Here is a 16548-nt window from a genome sequence, read left to right as displayed (position 1 = left end):
CCGGTGGCCGGCGCGCTGGCCCTCGGGGCGGTCCTCGCCGCGCTGGCGAGCACCGCGCTCACCTTCCGCGCCGTCCGCGCGCTGGCCGACAGCCGCCGGCAGGCGCGCACCGACGAGCTGACCGGGCTGCCCAGCCGCCGGTCGGTGTTCGAGGCGCTGGACGGGATCGACGCCCGGCTGCTCAGCGGCGAGGAGCTCGCCGTCCTGGTGCTGGACCTGGACCGCTTCAAGGAGATCAACGACTCCCTCGGCCACGGCGTCGGCGACGCCCTGCTCAGCGAGGTCGCCATCCGGCTGCAGGACCAGGTGCGCGCCGGGGACCTGCTGGCCCGGCTGGGCGGCGACGAGTTCGTCGTCCTGGCCCAGGACCTCGACGTCGACGGCGCCCTGGCGATGGCCGAGCGGCTGCGCAGCCACCTGCAGCGGCCGTTCCGGCTGGGCGGCATGGAGCTGACCGTCGACGCCGCCGTCGGCGTGGCCGTCGGGCCCGGGCACACCGAGCGCGCCGTGGAGCTGCTCCAGTTGGCCGACCTGGCCATGTACTCGGCGAAGGCCGGCCGGCTGGGCGCCGCCGTGTACGACGAGGACCGCGACGGGCACGGCCGGCACCGGCTGGAGGACGTCACCGCACTCCGGCGGGCGCTCGAGCGCGGGGAGCTGGTCCTGCACTACCAGCCGAAGCTCGCCCTGCCGACCGGCACGGTGGAGGGCGTCGAGGCGCTCGTCCGCTGGCGGCACCCGACGCGAGGGCTGCTCTACCCGGACGCCTCCATCGACCTCGCGGAGTCCGCCGGCCTCATGGCCCCCCTGACCACGCAGGTCGTCGACATGGCGCTGGCCCAGTGCCGGCGCTGGGCGGACCAGGGCCGCTCCCTGACGATGGCGGTCAACGTCAGCCCGTCGAACCTGGTCGACCAGACCTTCCCCGACGACGTCGCCCGGCTGCTGGCCGCGCACGGGCTGCCGGCGACCAGCCTCGTCCTCGAGGTCACCGAGAGCCTGCTGATGGAGGACCGCGAGCGGGCCGTCCGCGTGCTCGGCCGGCTGCGGGAGCCGGCGTGGGCGTGGCCATCGACGACTACGGCACCGGGCACTCCAGCCTGGCCTACCTCGCCGCCCTGCCCGTCACCGAGCTGAAGCTGGACCGCACCTTCATCGCCGCGATGACCGGCAGCGCCCGCGCCGCCTCCATCGTCACCTCCACCCTCCAGCTGGCGCACGCCCCCGGGCTGGTGCTGGTCGCCGAGGGGGCGGAGGACGCCGCGACGGTCGAGGCGCTGGCGGAGCTCGGCTGCGACGTCGTCCAGGGTTTCCACCTGAGCCGGCCGCTGCCGCCGGAGGAGCTGGAGGCGTGGCTGCACGAGCGGGCGCAGGTCGCGGTCGGCTGACCGGCGCCCACGAGCCCGGGGCGGGCAGCACGGGCGCGGTGTGGCAGCCCGCACGGGGCCGGGAGACGCGACGGGCGGGCACCCGGCATGGGTGCCCGCCCGTCGCGGGAGCCCCGTCACCACGACGGGGCGGTGCTCAGCTCTTCGGCCGTGCGCCGGCGCGCAGGGCGCCGAGCAGGTCGTGGTTGAGCCGGGAGATCGTCTCCATCGAGATGCCCTTGGGGCAGGAGGCGGAGCACTCGCCGATGTTGGTGCAGCCGCCGAAGCCCTCGCGGTCCTGCTGCGCCACCATGTTGACCACGCGGTCGTTGCGCTCGGGCTGACCCTGGGGGAGCAGCCCGAGGTGCGTCACCTTGGCGGCGGTGAACAGCATCGAGGAGGCGTTGGGGCAGGCCGCCACGCAGGCGCCGCAGCCGATGCAGGTCGCGGCGTCGAACGCGGCGTCCGAGTCGGCCTTGGGCACCGGCGTCGCGTGCGCCTCCGGCGCGGTCCCGGTCGGCACGCTGATGTAGCCGCCGGACTGGATGATCCGGTCGAACGCCCGCCGGTCGACGGCGAGGTCCTTGATGATCGGGAAGGCCGTGGCCCGCCACGGCTCGATGTCGATCGAGTCGCCGTCCTTGAAGGACCGCATGTGCAGCTGGCAGGTGGTCGTCTGCTGCGGGCCGTGCGCCTGGCCGTTGATCATGACGCCGCACATGCCGCAGATTCCCTCGCGGCAGTCGTGGTCGAAGGCGACCGGGTCGTCGCCCTGCATGATCAGCTGCTCGTTGAGCACGTCGAGCATCTCGAGGAACGACATGTCGGGGGAGATGTCGGTGATCTTGTAGGTCACCATCTTGCCCTTGACCGTCGGCCCCTGCTGGCGCCAGATCCGCAGCGTCAGGTTCATCCCGCGCTTCTCGGCGCCGGGGTTGCCGACGCTGGAAGTCATGGGGGCGTCGTGCCGTGTGGCTGTCACTTGTAGCTCCGCTGGGCGAGGTGGACGTACTCGTACTCGAGGTTTTCCTTGTGGAGGACCGGCGGCTGACCCTCCGGCGTCCACTCCCAGGCGGCGACGTAGGCGAAGTTCTCGTCGTCGCGGAGCGCTTCGCCCTCGGGGGTCTGGCTCTCGGCCCGGAAGTGACCGCCGCAGCTCTCCCGGCGGTGCAGCGCGTCGACGCACATGAGCTCGCCGAGCTCGATGAAGTCGGCGACGCGGCCGGCGTGCTCCAGCGTCTGGTTGAACGAGTGCCAGTCGCCGCCGACCTTGAGGTTGCTCCAGAACTCCTGGCGGATCTCCCGGATGCGGTCGATGGCCTTGCGCAGGCCCTCGTCCGTGCGCTCCATGCCGCAGAGGTCCCACATCAGCTGGCCGAGCTCGCGGTGGAAGGACGCCGGGGTGCGGTTGCCGTTGATGCTCAGCAGCCGCTGGGTCTGCTCCTGGACGCCCTGCACCGCCTCGACGACGGCCGGGTGGCTCTCGTCGATCTTGTCGAAGGGCCCGTCGGCGAGGTAGCTGCTGATCGTGGACGGGAGCACGAAGTAGCCGTCGGCGAGGCCCTGCATCAGCGCTGAAGCGCCGAGCCGGTTGGCGCCGTGGTCGGAGAAGTTGGCCTCACCGATCACGAACATGCCGGGGATCGTCGACTGCAGGTCGTAGTCGACCCACAGGCCGCCCATCGTGTAGTGCACGGCGGGGAAGATCCGCATCGGCGTCACGTAGGGGTCCTCGCCCGTGATCTGGGCGTACATGTCGAACAGGTTCCCGTACTTGGCCTCGACCGCCGGGCGACCCAGGCGCTTGATCGCCTCGGCGAAGTCCAGGTAGACCCCCAGCCCGCCGGGGCCCACGCCGCGGCCCTCGTCGCAGACGTTCTTGGCCTGGCGCGAGGCGATGTCGCGGGGCACCAGGTTGCCGAAGGAGGGGTAGAGCCGCTCGAGGTAGTAGTCGCGCTCGTCCTCGGGGATGTCGTTGGCGGGGCGGTCGTCGCCACGCTCCTTGGGCACCCACACGCGGCCGTCGTTGCGCAGCGACTCCGACATCAGGGTCAGCTTCGACTGGTAGTCGCCCTTGACCGGGATGCAGGTGGGGTGGATCTGCGTGTAGCAGGGGTTGGCGAAGTACGCGCCGCGCTTGTGCGCCCGCCAGATCGCCGTCGTGTTGGAGCCCTTGGCGTTCGTGGACAGGTAGAAGACGTTGCCGTAGCCGCCGCTGGCGATGACGACGGCGTCGGCGAAGTGCGTGCTGATCTCGCCGCTGACCAGGTCGCGGGCGACGATGCCGCGGGCGCGGCCGTCCACGACGATCAGGTCGAGCATCTCGGTGCGGGCGTTCTGCTCGACGCTGCCGGCGGCGATCTGCCGCTCCAGGGCCTGGTAGGCGCCGTACAGCAGCTGCTGACCCGTCTGGCCCCGCGCGTAGAACGTCCGGGACACCTGGGTGCCACCGAAGGAGCGGTTGTCCAGCAGGCCGCCGTACTCGCGGGCGAACGGCACGCCCTGCGCGACGCACTGGTCGATGATGTTGACGCTGACCTCGGCGAGGCGGTGCACGTTGTCCTCGCGCGAGCGGAAGTCGCCACCCTTGACGGTGTCGTAGAACAGCCGGTGCACGCTGTCGCCGTCGTTGCGGTAGTTCTTGGCGGCGTTGATCCCGCCCTGGGCGGCGACGCTGTGCGCACGGCGCGGGCTGTCCTGGTACCAGAACGACTTGACCCGGTAGCCTGCCTCGCCGAGCGTGGCGGCGGCCGAGCCGCCGGCCAGGCCGGTGCCGACGACGATGATCGTCATCTTCCGACGGTTGGTCGGGTTCACCAGCCGACCGCGGAACTGGCGCTCGCTCCAGCGCTCGCCGATCGGCACGTCGGTCGGGGCCTTGGTGTCGGCGATCGGCTCGCCTTCGGTGAAAAGCTCGAGAGACATCTGGGGAGCTCCTTAGTCGATGAGCCCGAAGAGGACGGACAGGGGCACGAGCAGGAAGCCGAGGGTGATGGCGGTCGCGAACGCCACGGCGAAGAGGCTGACGGTCTTCTCGCGGCGGCGGTTGCTCTGCCCCAGGGTCTGCGTGGCGCTCCAGATGCCGTGCCGGAGGTGCATGCCCAGGAGGATCACCGAGATGGCGTAGAAGATCGTGACGAAGGGGTTCTGGAAGCTGGCGACGAGCCGCTCGTACGGCGTGCTGTCGAAGCCCTCGGCGTTCACCGTCCCCAGGGTGAGGTCGAGGATGTGGTAGATGATGAAGGCGCCGATGATCACCCCGCCCCAGCGCATCGTGCGCGAGGCGTAGCTCTGCGCCGTGGCCTTCTTGGTCACGTAGCCCTGGGGGCGGGCCCGCTTGGCCTGGCGCCACAGCGACACGGCGGCCCAGAAGTGCGCCACCACCGCGACCAGCAGCACGATCCGGATGACCCAGAGCGTGGTCTCACCCGGCAGCGCCGGGTTGCCGACCGTCCGGATCCAGCCCGAGTACGAGTTGAACGCCTCGGCACCGGAGAAGGCCTTCAGGTTCCCGATCACGTGCGCGATCAGGTACAGCACCATGATGATGCCGGTGACCGCCATGACGGCCTTCTTGAAGACCGAGTTGGTCTTCGCAACTTTCGGGGTCCTGCGCTGCGCGTGCTCCACCGTCACCACAAGTGCCACGCTAGGACCACACGGTGCTTGCCACCAACCAAACGCGAGGTGACACACCTCATGTAAGGGGACCCTCACCGCAGGTCAGAGGGGTTCCGCGGGTATCCGCGCACGTCGAAGGCGTGACGGTGGTCCAGCGGCCCGCGGTAGGGGATCGTGTGCTCGTGCCCACCCCCACGCGTGGTTTCCTCGGCCGCCGTCGCGAGCGCGACACGCGGCTGCCCCCCGGTCAGTACGACGTCGGCAGCGACTGGCCGGTGCTCACCGCCGAGCCGACCCCCCGCATCGCTCCCGAGTCCTGGAGCATCACCGTCGACGGGAGGGTGGAGTCGCCGACGACGTGGTCCTGGGACGAGGCCCACCGGCTGCCGCTCGCGGAGTACCGCGGCGACATCCACTGCGTCACCACGTGGTCGAAGTTCGACACCCGGTTCTCCGGGATCAGCGTCGACACGCTGCTGGAGGCGGCGCGGCCGACGGCCGAGGCGCACTTCGTGATGGCGACGTCCAAGACGGGGTACACGACGAACCTGCCGCTGGCCGACGTCACCGGGGGGAAGGCCTGGCTGGTCTGGGACTTCGACGGTCGCCCGCTGACCCCGGAGCACGGCGGGCCGGTCCGGCTGCTGGTCCCGCACCTGTACTTCTGGAAGAGCGCCAAGTGGATCCACAAGCTGACCCTGCTGGTCCGCGACCAGCCGGGCTTCTGGGAGCAGAACGGCTACCACGACCGCGGGGACCCGTGGCGGCAGCAGCGGTACCAGGGTGACTGAGGCCCTGGACCCGGTCGTGCTGGGCGCCGGCGTCGCCGGTGCGCCCACCGGTGGCTGGCGCACCGCCACCGTCGCGGGCGTCCGCCGTCCGGTGCCCCGCTCGGTGCAGCTGCGGCTCGACGTGGCCGACCGGATCGACCACCTCCCCGGGCAGCACTACGTCGTCCGGCTGACCGCGCCCGACGGCTACACCGCGCAGCGGTCCTACTCGGTCGCGTCGGCGCCCGGCGACCCGCTGGTGGAGCTGTTCGTCGAGCGGCTGGACGACGGCGAGGTCTCCACCCACCTCGCCGACGTCGTCGAGCCCGGGGACGAGCTCGAGGTGCGCGGCCCGATCGGGGGGTGGTTCGTCTGGGACGGGACGACCCCGGCGCTGCTGGTCGCCGGCGGCAGCGGCGTCGTCCCCTTCGTGTCGATGCTGCGCACGGCGCGCGCGCTCGGGCGGGCCGACCTGCTCCGTACGGCGGTCTCCGTCCGGGCGCTGGAGCTGCTGCCCTACGCCGACGAGCTCCACGACGCCGGGGCGCTGATCGCCACGACGCGGGAGCCGAGCGGCATCCGCCCGGCCGGCCGGCTCACCGCGGCCGACCTCGTCCCGCTGTGGGAACCGGGGCAGACCGCCTTCGTCTGCGGCTCGGCCGCGTTCGCCGGCGCGGCCACCCGGCTGCTCGAGACCCTGGGCATCCCGGCGGCGGACATCCGGGTGGAGCAGTTCGGTCCGAGCGGCTGAGGAGCCAGGCCGGCCCCCCGGCCGCTCGGACGGCAGCCGGCGTCAGCCGGCCGCGGTCGGGTTCCCGGGGGTGAACAGCCACCGCTGGAACAGCTCGTCCAGCTGCTGACCGGACACCTTCTCCGCGAGCGCGATGAACTCCTCGGTGGTGACGGTGCCGCCGGCCTGCGACGCCACCCACTCCCGGACGATCGCGAAGAAGGCCTCGTCGCCGACCTCGTTGCGCAGCGCCTGCAGGGTCATCGCGCCGCGGTAGTACACCGCGATGTCGAAGAGGTTCTCCGTCGCCGCTCCCGGGTCCCCGATGGTGAGCTCCCAGAACTCCGGGGGCGCGTCGGCGGCGATGTTGTCGAACGCCTCCTGCGGGGTCTGCAGCCCCTCCCGCTCCAGCCAGAGCCATTCGGCGTAGGTGGCGAACCCCTCGTTGAGCCAGATGTGCCGCCACTCGTCGATGCGCAGCAGGTCGCCGGTCCACTGGTGCGCGAGTTCGTGCACCACCACGAGGTCACCGCTCACCGGGTCGGAGAAGAACGCCGAGGAGTAGATCGGCCGGGTCTGCGTCTCCAGCGCGAACTGGAACTCCGGCAGGTCGTCGACGATGCCGCCGGAGGCGCGGAACGGGTACGGGCCGAAGACGCCCGAGAGGAACTCGGTGATCTCGGGCTGCCGGGCCAGCGACCCCTCGGCCAGCTCGCCGACGCTGGGGCCCTCGGTCGCCGGGTCGGGGTCCATGGTGAACAGGTCGGGGTCCAGTGCGTCCCAGTACCCGATGCCGTCGGCGACGTACTCCCGCAGGTCGAACTCACCGATCGCCAGCGTCACCAGGTAGGTGGCCATCGGCTCCTTCGCGCGCCAGTCCCAGGTGGTCCACCCGTGCGCGGTCCGACTGTTCCGGAGGACGCCGTTCGAGACCGCCTCCAGCCCGGCGGGAACGGTGGCGCGGACGGTCACGGAGGCGGCGTCCCGGGGGTGGTCGTTGGCCGGGAACCAGGTGGCCGCGACGTCGGGCTGGCCGGCCACGATCGCGCCGTCGTCGGTGTGCATGAACCCCGAGGTGCCCAGTGCGTCGGTGATGGTCTCCGGGACGCCGTCGTAGGTGACGGTGGTGGCGTACTTCTGCCCCGCGCGCAGCGGCTTGGCGGGGGTGACTGTGAGCTCGCCACCCTCGCGCACCCAGGTCGCGTCCGCGGAGCCCACCCGTACCGACCGGACCTCCATGCCCTCCAGGTCGAGGTTGAAGCTCGAGAGGTCATGCACGGCCCGCGCCGTGATAGTCGCGACCCCCTGGAGGACGTCGGTCGCGGGGTCGTAGCGGATGTCCAGGTCGTAGTGCTCGACGTCGTACCCGCCGTTCCCGTCGAGCGGGAAGTAGGGATCCCCGATGCCGGGGGCTCCGGGCGAACCCGTACCGGGGCGATCGTCGCCGGCGGAGGCGACCCCGGTGCTCAGACCGAGCGCCGCCACCGTCGTCATGGTCAGAAGCGAGAGTTTCCGGGACATGGCTGCTCCTCCGAGCCGTCGCGGGTCTCCTGTGCGCGGAGGGCGACGGTAACGACTCCGGGCGGTGGCGTTTCGCCGCCCGGACCGGCCGTCGTGCACCGGCAGCGTGGGGCCACCGGGCGGACACGCACGGTCGCTCGGTGCGACCGGCGGTCCCGGCCGGGATCAGATCCAGCCGTGCCGGCGGGCCTCCGTGACGGCGGCGTGCCGGTTGGGCGCACCGAGCTTGGCGGCCGCGGCGGAGAGGTGGTTGCGGACCGTGCCGGGGGAGAGGTGCGCCTTCGCGGCGATCTCCTCCACCGGCGCACCGCCGGCGGCCAGCTCGAGGATGTCGGCCTCGCGCGGGGTGAGCGGGCTGTCCCCGGCGCTGATCGCCTCGGCGGCCAGCTCCGGGTCGACGTAGCGCCCACCGCCGTGCACGGTCCGGACGACGGTGGTCAGCACCGCGGAGCTCACCGTCTTGGGCAGGAAGCCGCGGACGCCCGCTTCCAGCGCCCGCTTGAGGTGGCCGGGGCGGCCGTGCCCGGTCACGATGACCAGCCCGCAGCCGGGGACGACCGCGGCGAGGTCCGCGGCCAGCGAGATGCCGTCGCGGTCGGGCAGCTGCAGGTCCAGAACGGCGACGTCGGGGGCGTGCGCCCGCGCCATGGCCAGCGCCTCCCCGGCCGACGCCGCCTCCGCGACCACCTCCAGGTCCTCCTCCAGACCGAGCAGGGCCGCGAGCGCCGAGCGGATCAGGTTCTCGTCGTCGGCGAGCAGCACCCGGATCACGCGGGGACCCGCGGCAGGGTCGCGTCGAGCAGGAAGCGGCCGCCCGCGGACCGCGCGGACAGCCGCCCGTCCAGGCCGGCCAGCCGCTCGGCCAGGCCGGTGAGGCCGTTGCCCCGGCCGGGGCCGGCCTCCCCGGCGCCGTCGTTGACCACGGACAGCCGCACCTCCTCGGACGTCACGGACAGGGTGATCGTGCACTCCGCGGCACGGCTGTGCCGGAGCACGTTGGTCACCGCCTCGCGCACCACCCAGCCCAGCGCCGTGTGCACCTGCGGCGGCAGCCCCGCCCCCGCGTCCTCGCCGACGACGGTGCACGCCACCCCGGCCGCCCGCAGCACCGACCGCGCGCCCGCCAGCTCGCCGGCCAGGTCCGCCGAGCGGTAGCCGCGCACCACCTCCCGGACCTCCCGCAGCGACCCCTCGGCGATGCGGGCGATGTCGCCGAGCTCCTCGGCGGCGCCGGGCTGGCCCCGGCGCACCAGCTCGCCGGCCAGTTGGCTCTTCACCGCGATGGTGGACAGGTCGCGGCCCATGACGTCGTGCAGGTCGCGGGCGAAGCGCAGCCGCTCCTCGGCGAGCGCCAGCTGCAGCGCGACCCCGCGGCTGCGCGCCGTCTCCTGCACCACGTCGAGCACCCAGACGGAGAACCGGAAGGCGAGCACCACCCCGATGACCGCCAGGGTGAGCGCGATCCCCTGCGCCACGGCCGCGGGAGCCGGCGTCCCGTCGAGGTGGCCGGCGAAGCCGCTGAGCACCCCGATGGTGACCGTGTGCGGCAGCAGCTGCCGGGTGGTCCAGACCGTCGCGCACGCGGTCAGCACCGTGCCGAGGGGCAGCGCCACCGACCACGGCACGGCGGGCGTGGACCCGCCGGTGCCGAACGCCCAGGCGCCCGCCGCCGCCATCAGCCCCGCGGCCGCGAAGGCGCCGGCGACGGTGCGGTAAGGCAGCGGCTCGCCCCGGCGGTGCGCGGCCAGGCCACGGCGGGTCACGAGCACCCCGCCGACCGCCGTCGCGACGGCGCCGGCGACGAACAGGCCGACGGCGAGGTCCGGCACCGGCTCGGCGGCGGAGCCGAGCACCGCGACGGCGAAGAGCGGGAGCGCGCCGAGCAGCGAGTAGAACGACCACCGCGTGTAGAGCTCGATGCGCTCGGGGTCGGAGCGGCTGCCCCACCAGCGGGTCACGGTCGGCACGGCGCCCATGCTGCCCGACCGCCGCGCCGGCGCCGTGCTCACCGCCGTGGCGCCCAGCGGAACCCCCGCCGGGCGAGCACGCCGGCGACGAGGAGCCAGCCCGCGAGCACCGCCAGAGGCAGCGCGGCAGCGGTCCACGCGCCGGCCCAGCCCACCGCATCGCCGCTCCAGGTCAGCCCCGCCAGACCGAGCTGGCTCAGCTCGACGGCGGGGGTGAGCGGCAGGAACCGCGCGGCGGTGGCGAGCGGGTCGGGCAGCACCGACAGCGGGAAGAACAGCCCGGACAGCGAGGTGGAGATCAGCAGCAGTGGGAGCGCGGTGATCTGCGCGCTCTCGGGCGTGCGGGTGAAGGCGGTGCTCGCGGCGGCCAGCAGCAGCATCAGCGCGCCGCCGCCGATCAGCGCGACCAGCGGCAGGACGACGTCCACCGGCATCGCCCACTCGCCGAGGACGGCGACCCCGGCGCCGACGAGGAGCACCTGGCCCACCGTGATCAGCAGGGTGGGGGTGGCGGTCCCGAGGATCACCTCGGCGCCGGTGAGCTCGCCGGTGCGCATCCGCTGCAGGACCAGGTCCTCCCGGCGGGCGACGAACGTGGTGAGCAGGTTGGTGTAGGTCAGGAAGACGAGCATCACGCCGATGGCGCTGACCAGCAGCCGGGGACCGACCGGGACCGCGCCGTCACCGAACCCGAGCAGCGGGACGGCGGCGACCAGCAGCAGCGGCAGCAGCGCCGAGTTCACCACGGCGGTGCGGTTGCGCAGGTAGAGCCGGGTCTCGGCGCCGGCGAGGGCGAGGGTGCGCCGGATCCGGCTCGGCCCGGCGGGCGACGTCGTGGGCGGGGTGGCGGTCGGAGGGACGGGCATCAGGCGCTCCTGCTCTCGAGGACGGATCGGTCGGTGGCCGGTGCGGCGCCGTCGGCGACCGCCAGGAAGGCCTGCTCCAGGGAGGCCGACCGGGCCTGCAGCCCGGCCAGCTGCACGCCCTCGGCGGCGGCCCAGCCCAGCAGCGCCGTCAGCGCCGCCTGCAGGTCGCGGGTGTGCAGCTCCACCCGGGGAGCGGGGGCGACCACCCGCACGCCGGGGAGCGGCGGCAGCGGGGGAGCGGCCGGCGGGAGCGAGAAGCGGATGCCGGCCGGCTGGGTCGCGTTGATCTCCTCCGGTGTGCCCTCGAGCTCGATCCGTCCCGCGCGGAGGATGGCGATCCGGTCGGCCAGCTCCTCGGCCTCCTCGAGGTGGTGCGTGGTCAGGACGACGGCGGTCCCGCCCCGCACCATCTCGCGGACCAGCGACCACACCGTCCGCCGGCTCTCCGGGTCCAGCCCGGTCGTGGGCTCGTCGAGCACCAGGACCCGCGGGCGGCCGAGGAGGGCGAGGGCGAGGTCGAGGCGGCGGCGCTCGCCGCCGGAGAGGCTGCGCACCCGGACGTCGGCGCGGCCGGCCATGCCGACCTGGGCGAGCGCCTCGGCGACCGGGCGGGGGCGGGTGAGGGTCCGGGCCCAGGTGGCGACCGTCTCCTCGACGGTCAGGTCGCCCGGCAGCCCGCTGGTCTGGAGCAGCACCCCCAGGTGCGGCCGGACGGCGGCGTGCTCGCGGCCGGGGTCGGCGCCCAGGATGCGGACGGTGCCGCCGTCCGGTGGCGACAGGCCCTCGAGCACCTCCAGCGCGGAGGTCTTGCCCGCGCCGTTCACCCCGAGCAGCGCGAACACCTCACCGGGGTGCACCTCGAAGGAGATCCCGCGGACCGCCTCGAAGTCGCCGTAGCGGCGCCGCAGATCGGTGACCTCCACCGCCGGTGGTCCGGCCTCCCGCGGTCCGGGCCGGGGGCGGGGGGAGTCGTCGACGGTGGTCATGCGCAGCCTCCTCGGCGCGTCCCGCCGGCCGCCGTCGGGCCGGTCCTCCGGGACGCAGCTCCTACGCTGCCGCCCGGGCGGGCCCGGCACAGGTGCCGTCGTGCACGACCTGCGGCGTCGTCCGCACGCCCGACCCGTGACGCGTGTCATGGGCCGCTCCGGTGAGCCGCGGTCCCGCCCGGGTGTGGCCGGGGTGCCCCCGGGTACGCGGCCGGGACGGACGTGCCGCCCGTTCCCGGTCCCGGTGTCCGACGATCGGAGGAGCACCGTGGAGGACGTGGAGCAGGACCGGAAGCGCGCGGAGCTGGGCGACACCGACGCCCCCGCCGAGGACGAGGTCGCCGAGGCGTTCGAGAAGATCGTCAGCGAGGGCGCCCAGCGCCTGCACCGCCGGTGGCGCGAGGTGCTCGCCACGGGCCTGGCCGGCGGGCTGGAGATCGCCGTCGGCGTGCTCGCCCTGCTGGCGGTCCTGGAGGCCACGGGCAGCGAGCTGCTCGCCGGCCTGGCGTTCAGCATCGGCCTGATCGCGCTGATGCTCGGGCGCAGCGAGCTGTTCACCGAGGGCTTCCTGGTCCCGGTCACCGCGGTGTTCGCCGGGCGGGCGAGCACCGCCCAGCTGGCGAAGCTGTGGGCCGGGACGCTGGTCGCCAACCTCGTCGGCGGCTGGCTGGTCATGTGGGTGGTCGTGCTCGCCTTCCCCGAGCTGGCGGACACCGCGATCGAGTCGGCGACGCACTTCGTCGAGGCGCCGCTGGACGTCCAGTCGGTTGCCCTGGCCTTCCTGGCCGGCAGCGTCATCACGCTGATGACCCGCATGCAGCACGGCGCGCACTCGGAGACCGGGAAGATCGTCGCCTCCGTCATCGGCGGCTTCCTGCTCGCCGGGCTGGTGCTGTTCCACTCGATCCTGGACTCGCTGCTGATCTTCGGTGCGCTGCACGCCGGCGCCCCGTTCGGCTACTTCGACTGGCTGGGCTGGTTCTGGTACACCCTGCTGCTCAACATGGCCGGGGGCCTGTTCGTGGTCACCCTGATCCGCCTCGTGCGGAGCAAGGAGCTGATCGAGCGGGAGCGGGCGGCGGTCGCCTCCGGTCACTGAAGCGCCGGGGTGTGCCGGGACCGTCAGCCCCGGGCGGCCCGGCGGATCGTCGAGACGTACCGGGCGGTGCCCAGCCGCTGGAGCGCCAGGCTGAGCGGGCCGGCCAGCCGGGCCGCCGGCGAGGCCAGCCGGAAGAACACCCGGATCCGGTAGACGACGTCGCCCTCCGGGGTCAGCTGCACGGTGAACCGCTCCTCGCCGCTCTCCGGGTGGCCGGGCAGCGTGCCGTAGGCGAACCCGCGCTCGGTGTCCTCGGTGCGGGCCCAGACGACCCGGCAGGGGAGGTCGTAGCCGAACCGGGGCAGCCCGGCGGTGAGGATCACGACGGTGCCCGGCACGCCGGCCGGCCCGTCGGCGCGCACCCGGAACCCGGCACCGCGCTGCGCCCGCCAGCCGAGGACCGCGGCCGTGGCCCGCTCGAACGCCGCCGGCCCGGTGCCCACGACCGCGGCGTGCTCGGCGGAGCGGTAGCCGGCCGGCAGCTCGGGGTCGCCGGTCGCGCCCACCTCGGGGTAGTTCAGCGGCGTACCGGTGAAGTCGGCCGGGTCGGTCGCGCGCAGGAGGCCCACCGCTGCAGTCTGCGGGGCGGGCGCCGAGCCCGCCGGGGCGCTCAGCCCACGCGGGGTGCGGTCAGCCGGGCCTCCAGGGCGGCCACGCACCCGGGCAGCTCCTCGCCGGGGAGCGGCCGGGCCAGCCAGTAGCCCTGGGCGGCGTCGCAGCCCAGGCGGCCGAGCTCCTCCCAGGTCGCGCGGGTCTCCACCCCCTCGGCGACGACCCGGAGCCCGAGGCTGTGCGCCAGGTCGATCGTCGAGCGCACGATCGTCCGGTCGCTCGCGTCGAGCTCCATCGTCTGCACGAAGGACCGGTCGATCTTCAGGGTGCTGACCGGCAGCCGGGTCAGGTAGGCCAGCGACGCGTGCCCCGTGCCGTAGTCGTCCACGGACAGCTCCAGCCCCAGGTCGCGCAGCCGGCGCAGCACCTCGACGGCGCGCGCGGGGTCCTTCATCGCCGCGTCTCGGTGATCTCCAGCTCCAGGCAGGCCGGCGGCAGGCCGTGCCGGCGCAGCTGCTCGGCCACCTGGTCGGCGAGCCCGGCGTCCAGCAGGCTGCGGGCGGAGAGGTTGACCCCGACGGTGAGCTCGAGCCCCGCGTCGCGCCACTGCCGGCACGCGGCCAGCGCCTGGTCCAGCACCGCCTCGGTGAGGGGGCGGATCAACCCGGTCTGCTCGGCGAGGGGGACGAACTCCGACGGGGGCACCAGCCCGCGCTCGGGGTGCTGCCAGCGCACCAGCGCCTCCACGCCGAGCACGCGGCCGCCCGCGACGGCCACCCGCGGCTGGTAGTGCACCAGCAGCTCGCCGTCGCGGATGGCGCGACGGAGCTCGCCGAAGAGGTTCAGCCGACCGGGGGCGCCGGCGTCGATCGACGGGCGGTAGACCGCCACCCCGAGGCGGTCGGCCTTGGCCGCGTACATGGCGACGTCGGCGTGCCGGAGCAGGTCCGCCGCGGGCCCGTCGACGGCGACGCCGCAGCTGCCGTCGACCTCCAGGATGAGCCCGTCGAGGGGAAAGGGGCGGCGGATCGCCCGGAGCGCCCGCTCGGCGGCCCGCGCGGCGCCGTCGGCGTCGCACCCCGGCAGCAGGAGGGCGAACTCGTCCCCGCCCAGCCGGGCCAGGACGGTGTCCCCCCGCAGCTCGCCGGCCAGGCGCCGCGCCACCGATCGCAGGAGCATGTCGCCGACGTCGTGACCGAGGGTGTCGTTGACCTCCTTGAACCGGTCGAGGTCCACCAGGACGACGGCCGGGGCCGGGCCGCCGGCGAGCGCCCCCGCCACGGCGGCCTCGACCTCCTCGACCAGCGCGGACCGGTTGAGCAGTCCGGTGAGGGAGTCGTGCCGGGCCCGGTGGCGGAGCTCCTGCTCGGCCGCGCGGCGGGACACCGCCTCGGCCTTGAGCTCGTCGGAGCGACGCTTGCCGAAGACCATCATCAGCAGGTGGGAGAAGGCCAGGACGAGCACCACGTCGTCCGCGGGGCCGCCGAGCAGCCGGGGCAGGTCCCAGCGGACGCTGGCCGCGGCGAACAGCACGGTGACCAGGGCGACGACGAGCGCCTCCCGCAGGACGCGCGTGCGGAGCGCGCGGATCCCGGCGGACCGCTCGGGCAGCTCCACCCGCACCTCCTCCGGCGCCGTCGTTCCGCGGGGGATCGGCCGGACGGCGCCGCCCCTTGAGCGGCCGTCCCCCGGAGGGGTGGCACGGCCCCCGGCCGGTGCGGCCGCGCGTGCACCGGCGCCGTCCCGGCGTAGGTTGACGGCACTGTGCTCCCCGCCGTCACCGCCACCCGCTACGTCACCCCGCTGCGCGAGGGTGGCTCGCTGCCCGGTCTCATGGAGGCCGACGACCTCGGCACGTACGTCGTCAAGTGGCGCGCGGCCGGCCAGGGCGTGAAGGTGCTGGTCGCGGAGGTCGTCTGCGCGGAGCTGGCCCGGGCGCTGGGGCTGCCGGTGCCGGCGCTGGTCACCGTCGACGTCGCCGCCGAGCTGGCGGTAGGGGAGCCGGACCACGAGGTGCAGGAGCTGCTGCAGCGCTCCGCCGGACGCAACCTGGGGCTGGACTACCTCCCCGGCGCGCTCGACTTCGAGGCCGGTGCCGACGGCGTGGACCCGGAGCTGGCCGGCCGGGTGCTGTGGTTCGACGCGCTGATCGGCAACGTCGACCGGTCCTGGCGCAACCCGAACATGCTCTTCTGGCACGGCCGGCTGCAGCTCATCGACCACGGCGCCGCGCTCACCTTCCACCACCACTGGCCCGGGGCCGAGGCGGCGGTCACGCGGCCTTACGACGCCTCGGCGCACGCGCTGGTCGAGTGCGCCCCCGACGTGCCGGCGGCCGACGCCGCGTTGGCCGGCCGCGTCACCCGCCCGCTGCTGGAGAGCGTGCTGGACCAGGTGCCCGACGAGTGGCTGGCCGACGACGAGCGGCCGGTCCACGCCGTCCGCGCCCGTTACGCGGGGCAGCTGCTGGCCCGCCTGGCCGCCCGGGACGCGTGGCTGCCCGGGCTGGTGTCGGCCGCGGCCGCCGGGGGAGCGGGGCGCCGGCGAGCCCGGGTCGGGGCCAACCGGCCGGGCTGGCTGGGGCCACCGCCGCCCGAGGGGATGAGCCAGCGATGAGCGCGCCGCGGGCGAGGGAGACCTTCGAGTACGCGGTGCTGCGGGTCGTGCCGCGCATCGAGCGCGGCGAGTCGCTCAACGCCGGCGTGCTCGTCTACTGCCGGCAACGCGACTACCTCGGCTCGCGGCTGCACCTCGACGTCGACCGGCTGCGGGCGCTGGACCCGACCGCCGACCCGGTGGCGATCGGCCGGGCCCTGCAGGCGGCCGCCGACGTCTGCGCGGCTGATCCGGGCGCCGGTGCGGCCGGGCGGGAGACGCTCGGCTCCCGCTTCCGCTGGCTCACCGCGCCGCGCAGCACCGTGATCCAGCCGGGGCCGGTGCACACCGGGCTCACGACGGACCCCGACGCCGAGGCCGACCGCCTGCTGTCGCTGCTGGTGCTCCCCGTGGTCGGCTGACCGCTTTAGGTGGCCAGCGCTCACCACCTGTTCACCGGCAGTGCACCGGTTC

General features: G+C 74.2%; 16 protein-coding genes and 1 pseudogene. 6 read left to right on the top strand and 11 right to left on the bottom strand.

Features of this window, described 5'->3' with window-relative positions; all coding sequences use genetic code 11:
* The first annotated feature begins 3 nt into the window (after positions 1 to 3).
* Positions 4 to 1388 (top strand): annotated as a pseudogene (locus tag O2W17_RS05380) (putative bifunctional diguanylate cyclase/phosphodiesterase).
* 136 nt (positions 1389 to 1524) lie between these two features.
* Here O2W17_RS05380 and O2W17_RS05370 read toward each other — a convergent pair.
* The 3 genes from O2W17_RS05370 to O2W17_RS05360 are packed head-to-tail and all read right to left on the bottom strand — an operon-like array spanning position 1525 to position 5015.
* Positions 1525 to 2322: a succinate dehydrogenase/fumarate reductase iron-sulfur subunit gene (locus tag O2W17_RS05370; protein ID WP_269191364.1), complete on the bottom strand. Its 798-nt coding sequence runs from the start codon at positions 2320 to 2322 to the stop codon at positions 1525 to 1527.
* A 23-nt stretch (positions 2323 to 2345) separates the two neighbouring features.
* Positions 2346 to 4292 (bottom strand): fumarate reductase/succinate dehydrogenase flavoprotein subunit, encoded by a 1947-nt coding sequence (locus O2W17_RS05365; RefSeq protein WP_269191363.1) that lies wholly within the window; start codon positions 4290 to 4292, stop codon positions 2346 to 2348.
* A gap of 12 nt (positions 4293 to 4304) precedes the next feature.
* On the bottom strand, positions 4305 to 5015 hold the full coding sequence (locus O2W17_RS05360) for a succinate dehydrogenase cytochrome b subunit (RefSeq protein ID WP_269191362.1): 711 nt from the start codon (positions 5013 to 5015) through the stop codon (positions 4305 to 4307).
* 155 nt (positions 5016 to 5170) lie between these two features.
* Between O2W17_RS05360 and O2W17_RS05355 the strand changes: the two genes are divergently transcribed.
* The gene (locus O2W17_RS05355) at positions 5171 to 5779 is read left to right on the top strand and encodes a sulfite oxidase-like oxidoreductase (protein WP_269191361.1); all 609 of its coding nucleotides are present in this window, start codon (positions 5171 to 5173) and stop codon (positions 5777 to 5779) included.
* The gene (locus O2W17_RS05350; RefSeq protein ID WP_269191360.1) at positions 5772 to 6509 is read left to right on the top strand and encodes an FAD-binding oxidoreductase; all 738 of its coding nucleotides are present in this window, start codon (positions 5772 to 5774) and stop codon (positions 6507 to 6509) included. The genes O2W17_RS05355 and O2W17_RS05350 overlap by 8 nt, the downstream gene beginning before the upstream one ends.
* Positions 6510 to 6551: 42 nt before the next feature.
* Here O2W17_RS05350 and O2W17_RS05345 read toward each other — a convergent pair whose 3' ends face one another.
* The 5 genes from O2W17_RS05345 to O2W17_RS05325 form a co-directional block, all read right to left on the bottom strand.
* Positions 6552 to 8009 (bottom strand): M1 family metallopeptidase, encoded by a 1458-nt coding sequence (locus O2W17_RS05345; RefSeq protein WP_269191359.1) that lies wholly within the window; start codon positions 8007 to 8009, stop codon positions 6552 to 6554.
* A 165-nt stretch (positions 8010 to 8174) separates the two neighbouring features.
* Positions 8175 to 8780: a response regulator transcription factor gene (locus tag O2W17_RS05340; RefSeq protein ID WP_269191358.1), complete on the bottom strand. Its 606-nt coding sequence runs from the start codon at positions 8778 to 8780 to the stop codon at positions 8175 to 8177.
* On the bottom strand, positions 8777 to 9976 hold the full coding sequence (locus O2W17_RS05335) for a sensor histidine kinase (RefSeq protein WP_269191357.1): 1200 nt from the start codon (positions 9974 to 9976) through the stop codon (positions 8777 to 8779). Before O2W17_RS05335 ends, O2W17_RS05340 begins: the two co-directional genes overlap by 4 nt.
* A 38-nt stretch (positions 9977 to 10014) precedes the next feature.
* On the bottom strand, positions 10015 to 10842 hold the full coding sequence (locus tag O2W17_RS05330; RefSeq protein ID WP_269191356.1) for an ABC transporter permease: 828 nt from the start codon (positions 10840 to 10842) through the stop codon (positions 10015 to 10017).
* A complete protein-coding gene (locus O2W17_RS05325) occupies positions 10842 to 11828 on the bottom strand; it encodes an ABC transporter ATP-binding protein (protein WP_269191355.1) in 987 nt (328 codons plus the stop codon). The genes O2W17_RS05330 and O2W17_RS05325 overlap by 1 nt, the downstream gene beginning before the upstream one ends.
* 268 nt (positions 11829 to 12096) lie before the next feature.
* On the opposite strand from O2W17_RS05325, the gene O2W17_RS05320 reads away from it, so the two are divergent.
* Positions 12097 to 12927, top strand: coding sequence for a formate/nitrite transporter family protein (locus tag O2W17_RS05320; RefSeq protein ID WP_269191354.1), 831 nt, complete (start codon positions 12097 to 12099; stop codon positions 12925 to 12927).
* 23 nt (positions 12928 to 12950) lie between these two features.
* Here the strand turns inward: O2W17_RS05320 and O2W17_RS05315 are convergent, their stop codons facing one another.
* From O2W17_RS05315 to O2W17_RS05305, 3 genes are read right to left on the bottom strand one after another with little or no spacing between them, the layout of a single operon-like run.
* The gene (locus tag O2W17_RS05315; protein ID WP_269191353.1) at positions 12951 to 13496 is read right to left on the bottom strand and encodes a DUF1990 family protein; all 546 of its coding nucleotides are present in this window, start codon (positions 13494 to 13496) and stop codon (positions 12951 to 12953) included.
* A 41-nt stretch (positions 13497 to 13537) separates the two neighbouring features.
* Positions 13538 to 13933 (bottom strand): EAL domain-containing protein, encoded by a 396-nt coding sequence (locus tag O2W17_RS05310; protein WP_269191352.1) that lies wholly within the window; start codon positions 13931 to 13933, stop codon positions 13538 to 13540.
* Positions 13930 to 15096, bottom strand: a complete 1167-nt coding sequence (locus tag O2W17_RS05305) for a putative bifunctional diguanylate cyclase/phosphodiesterase (protein WP_269191351.1) — start codon at positions 15094 to 15096, stop codon at positions 13930 to 13932. Before O2W17_RS05305 ends, O2W17_RS05310 begins: the two co-directional genes overlap by 4 nt.
* Positions 15097 to 15243: 147 nt before the next feature.
* On the opposite strand from O2W17_RS05305, the gene O2W17_RS05300 reads away from it, so the two are divergent.
* Together O2W17_RS05300 and O2W17_RS05295 are read left to right on the top strand one after the other, a co-directional pair.
* A complete protein-coding gene (locus tag O2W17_RS05300) occupies positions 15244 to 16095 on the top strand; it encodes a HipA family kinase (RefSeq protein ID WP_269191350.1) in 852 nt (283 codons plus the stop codon).
* Positions 16092 to 16496, top strand: a complete 405-nt coding sequence (locus O2W17_RS05295) for a DUF3037 domain-containing protein (RefSeq protein WP_269191349.1) — start codon at positions 16092 to 16094, stop codon at positions 16494 to 16496. The genes O2W17_RS05300 and O2W17_RS05295 overlap by 4 nt, the downstream gene beginning before the upstream one ends.
* Positions 16497 to 16548 lie beyond the last annotated feature (52 nt).

It is taken from the genome of Blastococcus sp. VKM Ac-2987, from assembly GCF_026967805.1.
Lineage (GTDB): Bacteria > Actinomycetota > Actinomycetes > Mycobacteriales > Geodermatophilaceae > Blastococcus.
The sequence above is the reverse complement of the archived record's forward strand: the minus strand, read 5'-3'. Positions and strand labels throughout refer to the sequence as shown.

Bases quoted from the DNA above. Each gene is read 5' to 3' on its own strand.
- O2W17_RS05370 (WP_269191364.1), bottom strand. From the start codon at position 2,322: ATGACTTCCAGCGTCGGCAACCCCGGCGCCGAGAAGCGCGGGATGAAC.
- O2W17_RS05365 (WP_269191363.1), bottom strand. From the start codon at position 4,292: ATGTCTCTCGAGCTTTTCACCGAAGGCGAGCCGATCGCCGACACCAAG.
- O2W17_RS05345 (WP_269191359.1), bottom strand. From the start codon at position 8,009: ATGTCCCGGAAACTCTCGCTTCTGACCATGACGACGGTGGCGGCGCTC.
- O2W17_RS05330 (WP_269191356.1), bottom strand. From the start codon at position 10,842: ATGCCCGTCCCTCCGACCGCCACCCCGCCCACGACGTCGCCCGCCGGG.
- O2W17_RS05325 (WP_269191355.1), bottom strand. From the start codon at position 11,828: ATGACCACCGTCGACGACTCCCCCCGCCCCCGGCCCGGACCGCGGGAG.
- O2W17_RS05310 (WP_269191352.1), bottom strand. From the start codon at position 13,933: ATGAAGGACCCCGCGCGCGCCGTCGAGGTGCTGCGCCGGCTGCGCGAC.
- O2W17_RS05295 (WP_269191349.1), top strand. From the start codon at position 16,092: ATGAGCGCGCCGCGGGCGAGGGAGACCTTCGAGTACGCGGTGCTGCGG.